The 18,488-nt window shown below is 51.6% G+C and carries 12 protein-coding genes; 5 read left to right on the top strand and 7 right to left on the bottom strand.

The genetic code is table 11. The features are described from left to right. The first annotated feature begins 301 nt into the window (after positions 1-301). The 3 genes from SE18_RS09065 to SE18_RS09055 all read left to right on the top strand — a co-directional run bounded on the left by SE18_RS09065 (position 302) and on the right by SE18_RS09055 (position 4,609). Positions 302-733 carry a hypothetical protein gene (locus SE18_RS09065; RefSeq protein ID WP_054534125.1) on the top strand — a complete coding sequence of 144 codons (432 nt, stop codon included), beginning with the start codon at positions 302-304 and terminating at the stop codon, positions 731-733. Continuing rightward, complete coding sequence (locus SE18_RS09060) at positions 691-3,924, top strand: GAF domain-containing protein (protein ID WP_054534124.1); 3,234 nt, start codon at positions 691-693, stop codon at positions 3,922-3,924. The genes SE18_RS09065 and SE18_RS09060 overlap by 43 nt, the downstream gene beginning before the upstream one ends. A 61-nt stretch (positions 3,925-3,985) precedes the next feature. Beyond that, entirely contained in the window at positions 3,986-4,609 is a 624-nt protein-coding gene (locus tag SE18_RS09055) for a hypothetical protein (protein WP_054534123.1), read from the top strand. A gap of 81 nt (positions 4,610-4,690) precedes the next feature. Here SE18_RS09055 and secF read toward each other — a convergent pair whose 3' ends face one another. The 4 genes from secF to SE18_RS09035 all read right to left on the bottom strand — a co-directional run bounded on the left by secF (position 4,691) and on the right by SE18_RS09035 (position 10,050). Beyond that, on the bottom strand, positions 4,691-5,656 hold the full coding sequence (gene secF / locus SE18_RS09050) for a protein translocase subunit SecF (protein ID WP_054534122.1): 966 nt from the start codon (positions 5,654-5,656) through the stop codon (positions 4,691-4,693). A gap of 40 nt (positions 5,657-5,696) precedes the next feature. Continuing rightward, positions 5,697-7,217, bottom strand: a complete 1,521-nt coding sequence (gene secD / locus SE18_RS09045) for a protein translocase subunit SecD (RefSeq protein ID WP_054534121.1) — start codon at positions 7,215-7,217, stop codon at positions 5,697-5,699. 214 nt (positions 7,218-7,431) lie between these two features. Continuing rightward, positions 7,432-9,321, bottom strand: a complete 1,890-nt coding sequence (locus SE18_RS09040) for a M14 family zinc carboxypeptidase (protein WP_054534120.1) — start codon at positions 9,319-9,321, stop codon at positions 7,432-7,434. Between the two features lie 174 nt (positions 9,322-9,495). Further along, a complete protein-coding gene (locus tag SE18_RS09035; RefSeq protein WP_201783483.1) occupies positions 9,496-10,050 on the bottom strand; it encodes a TetR/AcrR family transcriptional regulator in 555 nt (184 codons plus the stop codon). 139 nt (positions 10,051-10,189) lie between these two features. Between SE18_RS09035 and SE18_RS09030 the strand changes: the two genes are divergently transcribed. After that, positions 10,190-10,612, top strand: a complete 423-nt coding sequence (locus SE18_RS09030; RefSeq protein ID WP_083469795.1) for a VOC family protein — start codon at positions 10,190-10,192, stop codon at positions 10,610-10,612. 401 nt (positions 10,613-11,013) lie between these two features. On the opposite strand, the gene SE18_RS09025 is transcribed toward SE18_RS09030, so the two are convergent. Both SE18_RS09025 and SE18_RS09020 read right to left on the bottom strand, forming a co-directional pair. Beyond that, a complete protein-coding gene (locus SE18_RS09025) occupies positions 11,014-12,048 on the bottom strand; it encodes a hypothetical protein (protein WP_054534117.1) in 1,035 nt (344 codons plus the stop codon). Further along, positions 12,045-14,369: a hypothetical protein gene (locus SE18_RS09020; protein ID WP_054534116.1), complete on the bottom strand. Its 2,325-nt coding sequence runs from the start codon at positions 14,367-14,369 to the stop codon at positions 12,045-12,047. The genes SE18_RS09025 and SE18_RS09020 overlap by 4 nt, the downstream gene beginning before the upstream one ends. Positions 14,370-14,807: 438 nt before the next feature. On the opposite strand from SE18_RS09020, the gene trmD reads away from it, so the two are divergent. Continuing rightward, the gene (gene trmD / locus SE18_RS09015; RefSeq protein ID WP_054534115.1) at positions 14,808-15,551 is read left to right on the top strand and encodes a tRNA (guanosine(37)-N1)-methyltransferase TrmD; all 744 of its coding nucleotides are present in this window, start codon (positions 14,808-14,810) and stop codon (positions 15,549-15,551) included. 365 nt (positions 15,552-15,916) lie between these two features. Here the strand turns inward: trmD and SE18_RS09010 are convergent, their stop codons facing one another. Further along, positions 15,917-18,481 (bottom strand): polynucleotide kinase-phosphatase, encoded by a 2,565-nt coding sequence (locus SE18_RS09010; RefSeq protein WP_054534114.1) that lies wholly within the window; start codon positions 18,479-18,481, stop codon positions 15,917-15,919. Positions 18,482-18,488 lie beyond the last annotated feature (7 nt).

The following is an 18,488-nucleotide window of genomic DNA, read 5'->3' as shown; positions in this document are numbered from 1 at the left end:
AATACTGTTATTGTAGCACTGCTTATGCCAGCAACCAAGCCAAAGCTAGCCATTTTTAATGCGATCTGATTCGCCACCCTTCCGTCCCGCCACCGGCGGGAAACGCAGGGGTTTTCAGCCCTCCAAAATATTTATGTGGTGGAATATTCTGCTTCTTCCACATCCTCACCTACAAATTCTTCATGCTTTCCATATTTTTGTTCATTCTGCCAATTCTCATAACCGAAAATCGCTTCACAAGCTTTGTCAAAAAGCCTAAGATTTGGTAAGATAGGCCAGTCACATGTGAGGCGTGATGTGTATGCAACCCCAAGAACAGGCATTTGAAGATTCACCTGCACGCTTAATGATTGAGTGGCTTCCCCGTTTGGCTACTGCCACCACCATCAATGGGTTGCACACGACGTTAAGCGCCGCCCTCAAGCAATTTCGCCACAATCCACATTATCATCTGGTTTGGCTTGATTTAGCCGAAACGCAGCCTGAAATTCCCTTGGATTTAATGCTTTCAAGCAGCCAACAAGAGCAGCTTGAGCAAGGCATTATTCTGACGATCACAACTGCCGATAAGCTGCGCTGGACGATGCTGCCACTCTTACACGTTACCTTACGCGGTTGGCTGGCCTTGCCCGAAGCCCAACCAAGCGATCAACAGCTGTTAGCGTTGGCGTTCCAAGCGGCTGCCAGCATGTGCACCATCACCAACAATTGGTCGCCGAACTGCGCGAATTGACCCAGTTTAACTTGATTAGCCAACGCTTGAATAGCTCGCTTGAACTTGGGCCGTTGATCGAGGCGGTCAATCGCGGCATTCAACAGATGTTTGGGCCACAAAATCTGTTTGTGACCTTGTATGATACCGATTCGCAGTTGTTTCAAGTGGCGGCCCATTTCTACGCCGATGGCCACAGCACTACCCCAAATTCGCAATGGACGGTGGCGCATGGCTTAACTGGGGTGATTATTCGACGCAACGAGCCAATTATCACCGATCGCTATCTCGAAACCTGTGCCCACTATCACGTTACGCCATTGTTTATTGATGATGATACGCCGCCGCTGTTTTGGGCTGGCGTGCCATTGCGTTTTGGCGAGCGGGTTTTGGGCACGTTGGTGATTTATACCCGCGAACCAGAGGTGCGCTACAACGCCGACACCTTGCGTAAATTGGAGATGTTGGCGCACCGCGCTGCTGATAATTTTGAGCAAGCTCGACTCTATGAACGTACAACCCGCCAAGCCCGCCAACTTGAATTGCTGAATGAACTTGGCCGCACTATCACCTCAACCCTCGATTTTGAGGCCGTGCCATCGTTGATTATGGGTCGGGTGCAAGAGCTGTTGAATGTTGAAGAAGGTTCGTTGCTGTTGCTCGACGAAGCCACCAACGAACTGGTGTTTCGCTATAGCTTGAGTCCGGTTGGCCAGCAATTGCTTGGCAATCGCATTCCTTCGAATGTTGGCATCGCAGGCCTGGTGCTGCGCACTGGCGAATCATTAATTGCCAATCGCGCTGGCGATCATCCAGCGTTTTATACGGGCATTGATATGTTGGTGGGCCACGAAACCCGCGATTTGCTGTGTGTGCCTTTGTTGGGGGCTGGTGGAGTCAAGGGCGTGATTGAAATTCTCAATCATCGCAGTGGCTTGCCTTTTACCGCCGCCGACCGCGCCTTGCTCGAAGCCGTGGCCGACCAAGCAGTCATCGCGATTGAAAACGCCAATCTCTACACCCAAACCGATCAAGCTTTGACCCGCCGCATTAGCGAGCTTGACCAACGCAATAAGCAGTTCCAAGAGATTGTGCAAATTGGCAATGCGCTCAAAGCGGCATCAAATCTCGGCGCAGTTCTGCCTGATTTGGCCCAAGCAGTCCAAAGCGCAACTGGGTTTAATCAAGTAACGATCAGCTTGGTCCAAACCACGCCTGGCCACAAACCAATTATCAAACGCGTTGCCAGCGCTGGTATCGATAGCCAAATTTTTGCCGCCCAAGCAAGCATTACAATTGAGCCTGCGCGGGTCGAGGCCTTACTCAAACCCCAATATCGGCGCGGCGAATCGACCTACTACATCGATCATCGGCGCAATGGCGATGCCCGTTTGTGGCCCGACCCACCAAATGCGGTCGAAGTGCCCGAGTTGCGCACTGGTATGTGGCATCCCAACGATAGCTTGTTTGCGGTCTTACGCAGCACCAATGGCGATCTCTTGGGCTTGTTGACGGTCTATGCACCTAAAAATGGGCTGCAACCAACCACCGATCAAATTCAGATGCTGGAGATTTTTGCTACGCAATTGGCGGTTGCGCTCGAAAACAATCGGCTTTACGACCGCCAGCGCCAAACAGTCGAAGGCCTGACCGCCTTGAGCGCACTGGGCATGGCGATTAACAGCACCTTCAGCGATGCCCAAGCGATTTGGCAATTTACCGTCGGCGGGATGGTCGATTGGACGGGAGCGCTGGGAGCAGGCGTGTTGCTCAGCGATCCCAACGATCCTACAACCTTGCAACCAATTGATGGCTTGGGGATTGAGCACATACCTGATGAGGCGATTATTCAATTTGCCCATAAAGTGCTCGAACGCGACAAGCCCTTGTTGCTTGGCGATAGCGCGCAATTGCCGAGCGTGCTGCGCGAGTTGGGCGGCCAAGCCTTGGTGATGTTGCCCTTGTTGGCGACCCACCAAACCTTGGGCGTGATTTACTTGTGGTATCCCGAAACTTTGCCCAACCGCGAAGCCCAAGATTTGCTTTCGTTGTTTGTTGGCCAAGCAGCAGTGGCGGTCGAAACCAGGCGGTTGGCCGAAGAAGTCAGCAATGGCCGCGACCGTTTAGCCTCAATTTTGGCCTCGACTGAAGAAGGCATTATTTTGCTTAGCTCCGAGCTAAAGGTGGTCGAAGTTAATGCTGCTGCTCAAACCATGATCGGCAGCAGCGAAGTTGCCGAATTGCTGGGCGAGCCAGTCGATTTGCTGCTTACGCATTGGTGCGCGCAATGGAACAAATCTGAGGAAGCGTGGAGCGAATTGACCTTGGCGATTTACAAGGTCAGCCGTGGGCGCTTGGCTGAAGGTCGCGGCCAATTGGAATTGGGCGGCTTGCGCAGCCAATGGCTAGAATGGACAACCCTGCCGGTGCAAAGTGCCGCCAATCAAAGCCCACACCCCATTATTATTGTGCTGCGTGATATTACGACCGAGATTGAAGCCGAAAACCTGCGCCACGACTTGACCTATATGATGATTCACGACTTGCGCGGGCCACTAAGTTCAGTCATGACCTCACTGGATATGCTGGCCAAAAAGATGGTTGGCGACCTCAGCGAAGGCCAAGATAAGATTGTCAAAATTGCGCTCCGCAGCAGCGCACGCCTGCTGGATATGGTCAATTTGTTGATGGATATTAGCAAGTTGGAAGCAGGCCAAATGCCGATTACGCCAATCACGGTGGCGGTCGATGATGTGATTCGTTCTGTAATGCAAAATTATGAGCCATTACTCAACGAACGCAAAGTTCATGTGGCCTTGAATATTGCCGAGAATACCCCCAAAGCCTCGGTTGATGTGCAAACGCTGGAGCGGGTTGTGCAAAACCTGCTCGATAATGCAATTAAGTTCAGCCCAGCTTCATCAACCATCACCATTGATGTACACAAAGCCCAAGCTGGCCAATTGCCCAACGATCATCCTCATGGCCAATGGATTTTGTTGGGCGTGCGCGACGCTGGGCCTGGCATTCCAGCCCAATACCGCGAACGAGTTTTTGAAAAATTTGCCCAAGTTAAGCAAACTGGCATCAAAGGCACAGGGCTTGGTTTGACCTACTGCCGTTTGGCGGTCGAAACCCACGGCGGGCGGATTTGGGTTGCGAATGATGATGGCCCAGGCGCACTCTTCCTGCTGACTATTCCAATTGCTTGAGTTTCCTCAACCCCGTTGCCTGCTTAATTTCGGTGAGAGAAGAAATTTTGGAGGATTGCCCATGTCACGCCATGATCAATTATTACGTCAAGCGTTTCCTTCCTCCCTTGCCAACGATCTTGAACATTTGCTGCACAGCAAAGATTTCAGTGCAGCGATCGAACCCCATGCTTCGACAGAGATCAACGTTGGTGTTGAACAGGTTAAACTTCCTCAACGGGTTTATTTTGAGCGCGATTTTGCTGGATTGCAGCTATCGCCGCTGCAACGAATCCAACATTTTTTTGAGCGCGACGCTGACACAGCCCAATTGCCATTTATTCAACGCATGCTGAATGCCTGTTTATATACCCGCCATCACAACGGCTATCAGCGTGAGGCGGCTCTGCGCATGCTTTTTGCATCAAATGCGGCGGATATTGAATGGGTTGTGCCGTTTGTGGTGCAGCTTGCAGCTGAATATGTTGAAAATATTCTGCTGCTGATCGATGATCAACTGCCATATTTGAACAAAGCTGTGTATCGCAATTTTCTGCTGGCGAACCCTGAATATTATTTCAAAACCAAGCAGCGGATTGTCAGCTACTGGGATTGTTATTATCGCCGCAAGCGCCCGCGCTTCAACGACTATGTGGGAGGGCGAATTACTGCCTATTTCGAGCAGTTGGTGAAGTCAGCAGATTAACATCCTTTTGTGAGGAGAAACAGAAAACCCCGCTCGTAGCAACGAGCGGGGCATTTTTGGATCTGCGATGGGCAGGATCAATTAGGCAGCGGCTGGTTTGGCTTTATCTTTGCCACGGCCAAACCAGTTGCGCCATTCGCGATTTTCCCATACCACCAACAATTGGGCAGCGTTGAAGATCGATGAATAGGTACCGCTGATCAAACCAAGCAACAGAATCAAAACAAACGAGCGAATGCTTTCGCCACCAAACAGCAACAAGGCTGTCAAGGTAAAGAACGAGGTAAATTGGGTGTTGATCGAGCGGGTCAAGGTTTGAACAATCGAGCGATTGACCACCCGTTCGTAATCGTCGCTTGAGCGGCGCAAGTTTTCGCGCACGCGGTCGAACACCACAATTGTATCGTGAACCGAGAAGCTAATCACGGTCAAAACGGCGGTCATAAACAGCGCATCAACTTCGAGGCCAATTAACCAACCCAAAATTGAAGCCATGCCGATAACGACCAAGACGTCGTGCAACATCGCGATGATGGCGCAAACGCCGTAGCGAAGTGGGTTGGGTGTGCCACGGAAGGCGGCCCACAAATAGCCCATAATCGCCAACGAGGCAATAAAGATCGCCACAATCGCATTACGAATCGAACGGCCACGCACCGTTTCACCAACGGTTTGCAAGGTTTCGATCCGGGTATCAGCGCCGAACTTGCTGATCAAGCCAGTTTCAACTGCTTTGCGTTCAGCTGAATCGCTCTGCACCAACTTGGAACGCACAAAGGCAATCACAAATTGTTGGTTGTTGGTTGTGCCTTGTGACAATTGGGTGCGCGCACCCTCGATGCCGCTATTGGTGAAAACGTCATTAATCTCGTTTTCCAAGCCATCACGGGTTTGGCTAATGCTTGGAATATGAATTTCCCAGCGCGCGCCGCCAGAGAAGTCAACCCCAAGGTTCATGCCAAATACCAGAATGCTAATCAAGCCTGGAATAATGGTTAGGATCGAAATCGCAAACCATAAATAGCGCCGACGCACTAAATCTAACATAGCCCAATCCTTTATCGATGATATAGCTGAAAATCAACTATTAAGCTTGCTCTGACGACAAGGCTGCAACTTCGGCAGCATCTTCTTCGGGGTTGACCCCGAACCAACGTGCATTCGAAACCCCAAGATCAATGGTTAAGCGCAACAACATGCGCGAAACCGTGATTGCCGTAAACAAGCTGATGATAATCCCCAAGGCCAAGGTTAATGCAAAGCCTTGAATGATACTTACACCCAGCCCGTTACCCAAAACATACAAGATAAAGCTTGTAATCAAGGTTGAGGCGTTGGAGTCGCGGATTGATGGCCATGCATGGTTGAAGCCATCTTCAACTGCTCGTTCCAATGAGCGGCCACGATGCAGTTCTTCTTTGATCCGTGCGAAAATCAACACGTTTGCGTCAACAGCTAAGCTGATCGACAAAATAAAACCGGCGATCCCTGGCAAGGTCAAGGTGACCGGAACCAAGTTATAGACCGCAAATGAGAGCACAGTGTAGATAAGGAGCGCGATGTTGGCGATCAAGCCAGGCAATCGATAGTACATCAGCATAAACAACATAACCGCGATCAAGCCAACCGCGCCAGCAACTTTACTGGCTTCGATTGAATCGTTGCCAAGGGTTGCGCTAATGCTGCGGTTACTATCTTCGATCAAGGTTACTGGCAAGGCACCATATTTGAGTTGGTTTTGCAGCGCTTGGGCTTGCGAATTTTGCTCAGCAACGGTTGTGCCCGTCGAGCCCATCGTAATAATCCCTTCGCCAGGCAAGGAACCATTGACTTGAGGGCTAGAAATAACCCGGTTATCGACCACAATCGACATTGGCCGACCAACATTTTGGCTGGTAAAGCTCGCGATTTGGTTGGCCGAGTCCGAGTTGGTTTGGAAACGGAAGAACACCGCTGGACGGCCAGCTTGATCAGTCGTCAAAGCAACTTGGCTGGTGTCGAGATCCGTCCCACGAGCAATTGTCGTGTATGGCGTATCACAAGGTCGCTCAGTTGGCGTCGTTGGGGTCGTCGTCGTCAAATTGCTGGTTGGCGACAACGGATTGGTGTTGCTCAAGCTATCGGTGGTGGTTACGCCACTGGTGCCAGTTATGCTGCTTGGCAACTGCACCGTGATTGGATAGCGGGGCGTAGCCGTGGTACATACTTCGGTACCTTCAGGCAAATATTGACCTTGAGGATCAATAAACTCGAGGTTACCAGCACCTTTGAGTGCTTCCGAAGCTGCCGCAGGATCTTTGACCCCCGGCAATTCGACGACAATGCTATCGCCGTTCACAACTTGAACAACTGATTCGCTCACGCCAAGCCCATTGACACGGCGTTCAATTACGCCAGCGGCATTTTCGAGTTTAGCGGTCAAATCTGCTTCGTTGGGGTCGGCGGGACGTAAAAAGATTTGCGAGCCGCCTTGTAGGTCGAGACCTAGGTGGGTTGATACATCGCGACCGGTCAAGCTTTGAAACGACTTGGGAAAGAAAACAATCCAAGATGCCAAAGCAACTACCACAATCGTCACGACGAGGGCACTAATTACTTGCTTACGCACAACGAACGCTGCCTCCGTGTTTGGTGAGGGATGGGCGTGGCGAGGAATACAGCCCACCCAGAGATACCTAAAGAAACTCCCATCGCAACAGCGCATTATAGGCGCGATACCCAGTCGCGTCAAACGCCCTATCACATTATGACGAGTTAAATCAATCCCGTCTGCACCCAAAGAGCGCAGACGGGATCATGCTGAAAATCCGATTTGCTAAAGCTTAGCGTTGGGTAACGCTAATGTTATCCACGGCGGCTTCTACCAAGCTCGCGCTACTTGCATCGGAAGCCTCGAACACAAGCCGTACTGATTGACCAGCATAGCTATTCAAGCTTACATTGGCAATCGTCCAACCTGCATCAACATCGCTGGCGCTGGCTAATTTTTCAAAGACTTTGACCGTGCCAGAGCTGGTTACAACCGAGACGCGGAAGTAATCGGCGCTGCTGGCGTTCGAGCCATGAGCCAAGTAGTAGCTGAAGCTCAGGCTTAAATTACCAGAACTTGGCAAGGTAAAGGCTGGCGAACGGACTGACGAGGAACCACCATCAAGGTCGTAGACTCCTGCTGAGCTACCAGCCAAGCGCCCAGTTACCAAGTCGTTGCTGCCATTGACGGTTGTGCCAAGTTGTTTAGCTCCGTTGCTATCGGTTGCTTCTGGGTCGCCACGTTCCCATGCGCCAGTTGTCGCGGTGTCGGTGCTGTTGGGGTTAACCGTCCAACCTTTGTTGGTTTCAAAATCGTCGCTGAACACAGTAACAACTGGGCTTGGGGTTGCGGTTGGGCCAGGTGTTGCGGTTGGGCCGGGGGTTGGGGTTGGCGTGCCACCACCACAATATTGGGCTTCTTTGCCAATCGCACGATACGGACAATCGGTTTGTTCCAACAGATACAAGACCGATTCGCGGTTGCGGCTGGTTTCACGGGTAATCACTTCATCAGGTGGGTAGAAGCCTGGGCTGGCGCTGGTTGGATACATTTCAAAGGTATAAGCAAAAATCCGATGCACACCATAAGCCCAATCTTCATAGGTGCCATCGGCTACGTACAAATCGCTTGCTTGTTGCGGCGTGTAGCCATTGCTCGAAGCCATGGTGCGGCCAAGCGCGGCCATCGCATCATAATCATCGCGTACCATATCGCTAGGATATGAATCGTAGGTGTAGCCATAGGGCCACAACACCAACTCGCTATAGGTGTGAAATGAAATCGAGGTTTTGATTTGTTGCTTGCCACCAACCACCCGACTTGCCACAAAGTTGCGAATAGCTTGAGTTTCAGGTGCAGAAAACGCACTAGCCCCGCGATAGGTATCGCTCGAGGTTGAGCCACTAGAGCCGCCACAGCAGCCCCATTTGTAGCTATAGTTGCGGTTGAGGTCGATACCTACGTATGATGAGCCACTGTTTGGTTGGCGATTTTTGCGCCAGCTACGATAGCTGCCAGTTGCCACATCGTATTCGCTACCATCAGGATTCAAGCTGAACACGATGTAAATTTCGCGATTATTGACGATGTTGGTAATGCGATTGTCGAGGCCATAGTTATCGACCAACAAGTGCAACAGATACAAGGTCATTTCGACGGTCAGGTGCTCGCGGGCATGGTGTTGACCAATGAACAAGGCTTCTGGCTCGTTCTCGTCGGTGCCAACATTATCGCTAATTTTAACTGCAATCAAATCGCGATTTTCATACGAGCGACCAATGCTGAAGCGGCTCACAATGTTCGGTTTGCTGGCAACCACCGCTGCAACGTTGGCGGTCATTTCAGCATAGTTGTGGTAGGCTGAATCGGCCCCTGGGAAATCTGTTAATTCAGGCAATTCGACCAACTTAAAACCCAAACGCTCAATTGCAGCAGCTTCTTCTGCGTTCGCCGTAATATCCAACACCTTGCCATGAACTGCATCAATTGAAGCACCAGTTGCGGCAATCGCATTGCGATCTTCGCGGGTGGTAACGCCTTCAAGATGATAAGCGCGTGCCTGATCAAGCGGCTCCGTTTGCTGAACTGGCTGCCGCGTTTGGCCTAAAGCACTGAGCGGAGCCATTAGACCTACCGTTAAAGCGAGTGAACCAACCAACCGAACGATGCGTGACGGCTTCATGAACCCTCCTAGAGATAGGGATTGAACCAACCACACGAACAAGCTTGTTCGCTCGATAGTGTCTGAACGCCACTAATTCGACACAGGTGTTGTCACGAGGGAGTGGTGTCGCTTGATGGTTTGGGGTGGATAAAAAATATATTAAATGATCTTAATAAAAATGTCAAAAAAGTATTAATTTTGGCGCAAGCCGCTGAGCAATTGTTCAAGCACAGCGATCGTTGCATCGAGGGCCTGTTGTGGTTCTGCTGCCTGGGCAATCCACAACACTGCCTCGTTCATTGCCCCCGAAAGTAAATGCGTAGCAGCAACTACCGAAGCAGGCGCAATGATGCCGCTATCAGCCAATTGCTGAATTGACGACTCCAGTAGGCGCATTGAGTTTTCTGCATCAAGCTTGCGCCAGGCTTCCCAGCCAAGAATTGCCGGGCCGTCAAGTAAGCCAATCCGTTGAATATCGCGATCAAGGCTGGCGCTCAAAAATGCGCGACAGCCAACCAACAGCTGCTGCCATGGATCGCTGATTGACTCGGTAGCGCTGATAATTCGTTGAGCCAAATCACGTTGAATTTCGGCTACTACTGCGCGAAACAAGCCCTCTTTGGAATCAAAATAGTGATACAGCGCGCCTCTGGTTACGCCAGCCAACTGCACAATTTGCTCGGTTGCGGCATGGGCATAGCCATGTTCGGCAAATTGCGCCCGCGCAACTGCAATTAGTTTTGCCATCGTGGCTGCTCGTTGTTCCTGCTTGGTCGGCATTAGCAAGCTCCTGCTATTGACAAACATACAGCATGTATGTATAGTACTTAAAAATAAACATACAATCTGTATGTTTTCTGTAAAGTATAGTGGATTAGGAGTGAGTATGCAACTTAGCAGCATGTACCCAGTGATTATGACTGATCGAATTGCCGAAACAGCAGCTTTCTATATTCAGCACTTTGGCTTTAACGCAACGTTTGAATCGGATTGGTATGTTAGTTTGCGCCACGCTACTGCCCAGCACCACGAGCTTGCAGTGCTCGACTATAGCCATGTCAGTGTGCCAGTAGCTGGCCAACGCCCAACAACTGGGTTGCTGCTTAATTTCGAGGTCGAGCATGTTGATGCGCTGTATACACGCTTGATCACGGAAGCAGGCCTGCCAGTGCTGCTTGATCTACGCAGCGAGGAATGGGGCCAACGCCATTTTATTACTGCCGATCCCAATGGGGTGCTGATTGATGTGATTACGAATATTCCAGCCTCAGAAGCTTATTCAGCCCAATATACTGGCGCACATGAATAGATTTAACAGCTCTCATTAATTGGAATTCACCCACCCTTCCTGCCTCAAGGCGGGAGACGCAGGGAGGTTTTCATCCCCCTGCACCCCCTAAAATGACATTTATTTGGAAAGCAAGCAGCGCTGAGCCAAGAATAGCGTGGTTCGGAGCATTAGCACTACGACCTAGACTTGAAACCCAACCTCTCGCTTACGGAACATCAGCGAGGGGTATTTCATCCTTCATCCTTCATCCTTCATCCTTCATCCTTCATCCTTCATCCTTCATCCTTCATCCTTCATCCTTCATCCTTCATCCTTCATCCTTCATCCTTCATCCTTCATCCTTAAGTTCTTTGCTCTCTGTTCTTATTTTGACTTTTGCCTTCCGACTTTTGTCCTCATAATTCATAATTCATCCTTAACTATGGTTTACATGGCAGAAACTCGATGCCGCCATAGATTTGGGTTTGGGCCGATTGACCATCGCTGCCCTGGGCCAAAATGTAATATTCAAAGCCACCGTAACGTTGGCCCGACATCTCACGCGCCCCGCGAATTGTGCGGTTCCAGTTGCCACGGCCATCAGGTTGCATCACCGTCGATTGCCAACGACTTGGGCCAGCGTGGTAGTACAAACTCACATCACCAGCGGGAAAGTTCGCGACCGAGACGCTAATTGAGACGCTATCGGGATACGCGCAACCAGCAACATTGGTAAATTCATTGGTCGAGGCTGATGGTTCACCAAACACTGGCGGCAAGATCGGCACTGGTGTGTCAGTTGCCGTTGGCGGTGCTGGCGTGTCAGTTGCGGTGGGCGGCACTGGCGTGTCAGTTGGCGGGATAGGTGTGTCAGTTGGAGGAATCGGCGTGTCGGTTGGTGGAATGGCAGGCAGATTGGTTGGCCGCACTGGCGTATTTGAAGGACGCACCCGCGTTGGCGATGGCTGGATTGTGGCGCTCGCAACTGGGCGTGTCGGGATAGCAGTCAAGGTTGGCGAACTGGTTGGCGTTGCGGTGGGCGTAATTGTGGCGGTTGGCAGGCTGGTTGCACTCGGCAAGGCGGCGATACTCAGTGTATTATTTTGGCTAACCGCAACCTCAGCAATTGCCACATCGCTCCATTGGCCTTGGCTACTTTGGGTGCGAACCGCCAAACGATAGGCAGTGGCTTCGCTTGCTTGCCAGTTGAAGCTTGCATAGCCAAATTGCGAGCCACGCATCGTTGGCTGTTGACTGCCCACAACTGCGCCATTAACGCTTAATTCGATTACGCTCAAGCCCAATGGATGATAGCCATGAGCCAGCACCTGAATTGGGCCAAGCTCCAGCGAGCTTCCCGCTAAGGGCGCGTCAATCCAAACTTGGGGCACAATTTGGGCTGGACTTGGCGCAGGCGCTTGTTGCTGGCACGCGGCCAAGATGCCAATCAGCACTATTCCAAGCAATCGTTTCATGGTTGCACCGTTAGTTTCAGTGAAAAATCGCTAAGCTCGCTGCTACACCGTTGGTTGAGGTTGGCAAGTTGGCGCTCAGCTTGCAGCATAAAACTCAATTTCGGGGCGTTGGCTTGGCCAAGTTGCGCAAGCAAAGCCTGATCAACTATGAGTTTAATCTCACCATTCGCTGGCAAGCTTTGCCAAGTAATGGTTTGGGTTGCGCTGCCAATTTGCAAGCTGGCATTGGCGTTGCACGGTTCAGCCTCGTTTGGTTCACGCTCACTGGTGCGATTAAAGGTTAATTCTAAGCTCGTCACTGTTTGATCAAGCCGCGGCAAAACAAAGCTCACAGCGCCATCAAACCAGCTAGCAGTGTAGCGGCGACAGCTCGTTTCAGCCACACTATAGCGTTGCAGCAACAACAAACTGCTGGCATAAGGATAGGGTTGGGTGGTTTGTTGGCTTTGATTAATCGGCAACGCAGGGCAATCACCACCAACCGTTGCTTGGGCAAGGCCAGCGCCAAATTGAAATTGGCTTGGCAGCAGTTGATAGCTCCCAGCGGCCAATTTGAATGCTGGCAAACAAACCACTTCACTAGCCAGCGAAATTGCCAACCCACGATAGGCGCGCACGCTCAAACATTCGTCGGTTGCGCTTGGCGCGGTGCGCGGAGCCAAAAACAGCAAGCGTTGAGCAGCAGCAACCCTGGTTAATTCGAGCGGCGTTCCAGCCAAACGATCGCTCACTTGAAAGCCTTCAAGATTGGCGTTGGCGCTACAATCTTGACCCTCAGCAGTTGGAAAACAGGCTTGCTCGTTCCAGTCCCAAATTAATACCGTTGCCCCCGCCGCCAGATTAGTGCTGCACGCAGTACGCCAAAAATCATCAGCTTGGGGTGCTGCTTGCAGACATTCATCAAGCGTGGTGGTTAGACGTAGGTTGGTTGGCGGGGCAATTGAACTCAGGGTCGGCAGTTGCTGCGTTGTGGTTGCTGTTTGCAATTGGCCTTGCACGCTGAATAAATCAGCATCAAGCGCGATGGCTTGGGTTTGGCCCAAATTTAACGTTGTGCTAGTAGCGCCCAATAACTGCGGTTGGCTGCCATTCCAGCCCCAACATTCCAAATTCCAGCTTTGGCTGGCGCTGCTTGCGCTCAATGGCAAGGCACTGGCTAAATCGTAGCCGCCAGCAAGCGGCGCTAAAAAACCTTGGTCGGGCACGCGTTGCCATGGGCCATTGGCTAACGAACTATAGCAATAAACCTCGTTGACCGCCGTTGTAGGGATAAGAATAAGGCTCGCAAAATGCGGCACTTGCAAACTTGAGCAAGCAGGATCAGCATTATTCAAGGCCACGACTGGGCTGGTTGCAGCGCCCGCTGGATTAAAAGCCACCACATAATAGAGCGTTTGGCCAAACGCTGCTGGCTCTTGCCAACGCTGAGGGCCAGCACCATTAGCAGCAACCGTCGCCACCAGATTAAATTGGCTTTGATCTGGCCCTGCACGATAGATAAAAAAGCCATCGGCAGCGTCGGATTTGGGCGTAAAGACCAGTTCGGTTGTACAATTGCTGCTGCCAACCAAGACCTCAGGCGCTAAGGGCAAGCTAGCAGTGCCAAAACGCCGCTGCAAATCAAACCAGATTGTATTGGGATCATAGGGCGTGGCAAGCGGCAGGCTCGCCAAATTTGCTGGCAAACTGGCTTGGTTGGGGCTTAAACCAGTTGTATTACTAATTGGCGTAAACTGGCCAGCAAGCTGAACCGTGATCAACTGGTCACGGCCCAAGGGCTGATTAACAGGCAGATCGCCAAGTTGTGGATTGAGCTTCAAGAGCGTTTGTGGTTCAATGCCGAAGGCTTTGCCAAGGCTTTCGATGCTTTCTCCAGCTGCTTGTTGCACTTGGAAGGTCGCAACTGGTTCGTAGGGCAACACCGCATTCAGGCGCACAATTGCCGAGGTTGAGGGAATTTTGGTTGCATCGTTGGTGCGCGCCACCAAACTATGGTCGCCTAAACTGCGCGATTGCCAAGCAAAAAACCCTTCGTAGAGGGTCGCATTATTGGCAGCTTGCAGATCCCACGGCTGGCCATCAGCCCACAATTCCACATTCTCGATTGGCTCGCTGCCCCAAGATCGCGAATGCACCGTGAGCACTTCGCCAACCGGAATCAGACTTGCATTAAATGGGTATTGAAGTTGGGTAAAAAGGGTTGGCGAGCTTGGTGCTAATTGGTCAACTACTGGCCGCACCGCCAGCGCATAAGCGGTTAAGCCCAGCATCATCGCCAAACTAATAATTGCAATAATTAAAATTCCAGCACGTCGGCTCATTATTCATACCTCCCGTTGTAGTCCACACTCTGCTACACTAGCAACGGTCTCTGGTTGGTTCGCGAGGTTCAATAGCGCCGAATCAGCAACCGACAATCAGGCGCTTGGTCTTTAGGGTGGATTGCTCAATCTCTCGGTTAAAAGGTTGCTGATTGAGCATACGTATATCACTTTAAGCTATTGACGAGATGTTACTGCTGGTTATTTCCCGATCACGCTGCCAATAAACGCCCTTTCAGTAGTGATCGCCAATTGAGGATTGATAATCATTATGGTAAAGTGTTGCTGGCATTGTACCAATTCCATTGCCTGCATGGAAGATCAGATTCATGCCAATTTACCCACTATTTTGCATCAGCCCCAAGCCATCGAGTATCATAGTTAGAGAACCAACACTCCTCAATGAAGCCTCGCAATTGGCACGATAGGATTTTTACAATGCGCTTTGATATTTTGACCTTGTTTCCGGCCATGTTTACTGGCCCGCTAACTGAAAGCATTTTAAAACGAGCAGCCCAAGCAGAATTATTGCAATTTCAGCTGCACGATATTCGCGATTACGCCACCGACAAACACAAGATGGTTGACGATTCGCCAACCGGCGGCGGCGCAGGCATGGTGATGAAGCCAGGCCCGTTGGCGCTCTGCACCGAAGCGGTTTTGGCCGCCGATCCAAATCCTGCTCCGGTGGTGTTGATGACTCCCAGTGGACGGGTATTTAACCAAACTATGGCTCGCGAATGGGCCAAATTGCCACGCTTGGTGTTGGTTTGTGGCCATTATGAAGGCATCGACGAACGCTATATCGAGCGCTATGTGACCGATCAAGTGTCGCTTGGCGATTTTGTGTTAACCGGTGGAGAGCTAGCGGCGATGACGATTGTTGATGCAGTTGGGCGGCTCGTGCCCGAAGTGCTCGACCCTGAATCGCTGGCCCACGAAAGCCACGATGATGGGCTTTTGGAGTATCCGCACTATACCAAACCAGCCGATTGGAATGGCGTCGCAGTACCGCCGATTTTGCTCAGCGGGCATCACGCGAATATTGCCAAATGGCGCCATGAGCAACGCCTGCGTCGCACGCTGGAGCGCCGCCCCGATATGCTGCGCCACGCCACGCTCTCCAAAAAAGACCGCCAATTGCTCAAAGAGTGGGGATGGCAAGAAAAGTCAGAAAGCTGAAAAAACTGGGTTAACGCAGAGGAATGTGACTATAGGCTATAGATTGTAAGGCAGAAGGCAAAAGTCAGAAAGTTGATTTTAACGCAGCGGCGCAGAGCAATGATGGCTATAGGCTATCGAAACATAATCCCAAAAATCTGTGCCAATCTGTGGCAAAAACCCAACCTTCGCGCTCTTCGCGTCCTTCGCGGTTCCCATTCTTCGTATCCTTCGTGCGCTTCGTGGATCGGAAATTGAAAGCTTCCGGCGAGCGGAACAACTGATGGAAAACCACATAATTCCGCTCGCCAAAATCCTATAGCCCATTTTCGTGCCCTTCGTGGATCAAACCTGATCCCCGACCCCTAACAACCGATCCCCAATCCCTACAAACGCGGGTCAACTGGCTCGCTTTCGAGGGCAAGCACACCAAAAACACATTCATGCACCCGCCGCAATGGCTCGCGATTAACAAAACGATCAAGGGCTTCGAGGCCCAAGGCCAATTCGCGCAAGGCCAGCGAACGCTTGCCACTCAGGCCACGTTTGCGCAAACGGGCGAGATTTTCGGGCAAATCGTATTCGGGTCCATAGATAATCCGCAGATATTCAGGGCCGCGACATTTGATTGCAGGCTGCACAAGGCCGCGCGCATTCTGGACAACCCATTGCTTGGGCTTGACGACCATGCCTTCGCCACCAGCTGCGGTCAGGCTTTGCCACCATTCGATTGCTTGCTCAACCTTGGCTTGATCGTGCAAATCGACCACGCGATACTCGGTGGCAATAAACAAACGCGGCTCGGCTTCAGCCAACGTAGCCAAAGTTTGCATATGCCATTCGTGATCACGGTCGTAGAATGGGCGTTGCTCGCAGGCCAAGAGATGAAAGGGAGCAAGCCGCAAATCATCAAGGCTTTGTACTGGCCAGCAATAGTGCTGATAGACATCAACATAGCCTTGGACTGCCTGTTGGCGCAGTTGGGTATGGGCAATCAGGGCTTGCAATTCAACCGATTCGGGCAAACGAGTGACAGTTTGTTGCAAGGCTGTTTGGGCCGCGCTTATGCTGGCGGTCGCAGCAGCGCCAACTGGTGCATATTGATGACGAATCAAATCTTGGGCTTTGGCCGACCATGGCAACAGCTCGCAATCCAAAGCAAACCAGCCCGAATCAAAGCTTTCCCACCAATTCAGCTTGCTAATTGCCTGCTGCACCCGTTGCAAAAAGGCGGTCTCTAGCTCAGGATCGTTAAAGAAACGCCGCCCAGTGCGGGTATAACAAACCCCGATTTGCTCGCCAACCACGCCAAACCGAGCTTGGGCCACAGCACTGTCGCGGCAAATAATCACGATGGCGCGCGAACCCATATGTTTGGCTTCGCAGACAACCTCGTTAACTCCCGCCCGCCGATAGTAATCGAGCGCTTCGGCGGGATGCTCCAAGAAACCATCAAGTTGACTGGTTTCCGAGGGCGACATAGTTGGCGGCAGATACATCAGCCATTGCGGCTCGATGGCAAAGCGACTCATCACTTCCAAGGCGGCGGCGGTTTGTTCTTCGCGCAAAGTGATTTGGCTCATCAGGCTGGTGCTCAATTTGAGCTTGCCTTGAAAATCACTCAAATTAAGCACTTGGTCATTTTCCTGCTGCGCCGCAAGTTGCGTTGCGTTGTATTCCAAGGGTCGTTTTGGAATTGCATATTGGGCAAATGCTGGCACCTGCACAAACTCGCGCTCAGGGTAGCGCAAGGCAGTTAAGGCTCCGCCAAAGGCACACCCAGTATCAATATCCACCGTATTATTGAGCCATTCAGGCTGCGGAATTGGCGTGTGGCCATAGACCACCAAGCCTTCGCCGCGATATTCCTTGGCCCATGGGTAGCGCACGGGCAAGCCAAATTCATCGGTTTCTCCGGTCGTTTCGCCATACAAGGCAAATTCGCGCACCTGCTTCGACATGCGCCCTTGCAATTCTTGCTTCATGCCAGCATGGGCCACAACCAATTTACCATCGTCAAAAATCAGGTGGCTGACCATGGCTTCAATAAACCGGCGCACTGCTTGGCGAAAAGTTTCGTCGGTTTCGACCAAGGCTTGCATAGTTTCGGCCAAGCCATGGGTTTGCTTCACGTTGCGCCCAGCCAAGGCGCGGGCTAATTTATCGTCGTGATTGCCGGGCACACACAAGGCAGCGCCCGTTTCAACCATGCTCATCACCAGCCGCAACACGCCCACCGAATCCGGCCCACGATCAACTAAATCGCCAACGAACACAGCGCGACGGCCAGCAGGTGGCGTGACCGTAAAGCCATAATTATGGCCTGGCGTGAGGTTAATGCTGTAGCCCAATTCCAACAACAAACGCTCTAGTTCAGGGTAACAACCATGGACATCGCCAATAATATCGAACGGGCCATGCTCGGTTTTGCGGTTGCTCCACGCTCGTTGGCGCACAATTTCAATGGCATCAACCTGCTCTGGCGTAATGGTATACACAACCCGAAACCCTTCATCGCGCAGGGTGCGCAGCGAACGGCGTAAATTATCGACTTGACGCTTGACCACAAAATCGCCAAAGTTGCGGTTGGCGCGGCCTACGTTGCGCTCCAAACAAACCTTTTCAGGCGTTTGCAGCACAATCGCCACTGGCCAAACATGATAATGGCGCGCCAAGGCCATCAATGGTTGGCGCGCTGCCGCTTGGACATTGGTTGCGTCAATAACGGTCAAACGGCCCAAAGCCAGTCGTTTGGCAGCAATCGTATACACCAAATCGAAGGCATCTGCCGAAACCGCTTGATCAGTTTCATCATCGCAGAGCATGGCGCGGCAGGTATCGGAAGAAATAATTTCGGTTGGCTTGAAATGGCGCTGGGCAAAGGTCGATTTACCAGCCCCAGAAGCGCCAATCAAAACCACTAAACAAAATTCGGGTATTCCTAGTTCCATCAATATC

It is taken from the genome of Herpetosiphon geysericola, assembly GCF_001306135.1.
In the GTDB taxonomy this organism is placed as follows: Bacteria; Chloroflexota; Chloroflexia; order Chloroflexales; family Herpetosiphonaceae; genus Herpetosiphon; species Herpetosiphon geysericola.
This window is presented reverse-complemented; position numbering and strand designations above follow the sequence as displayed.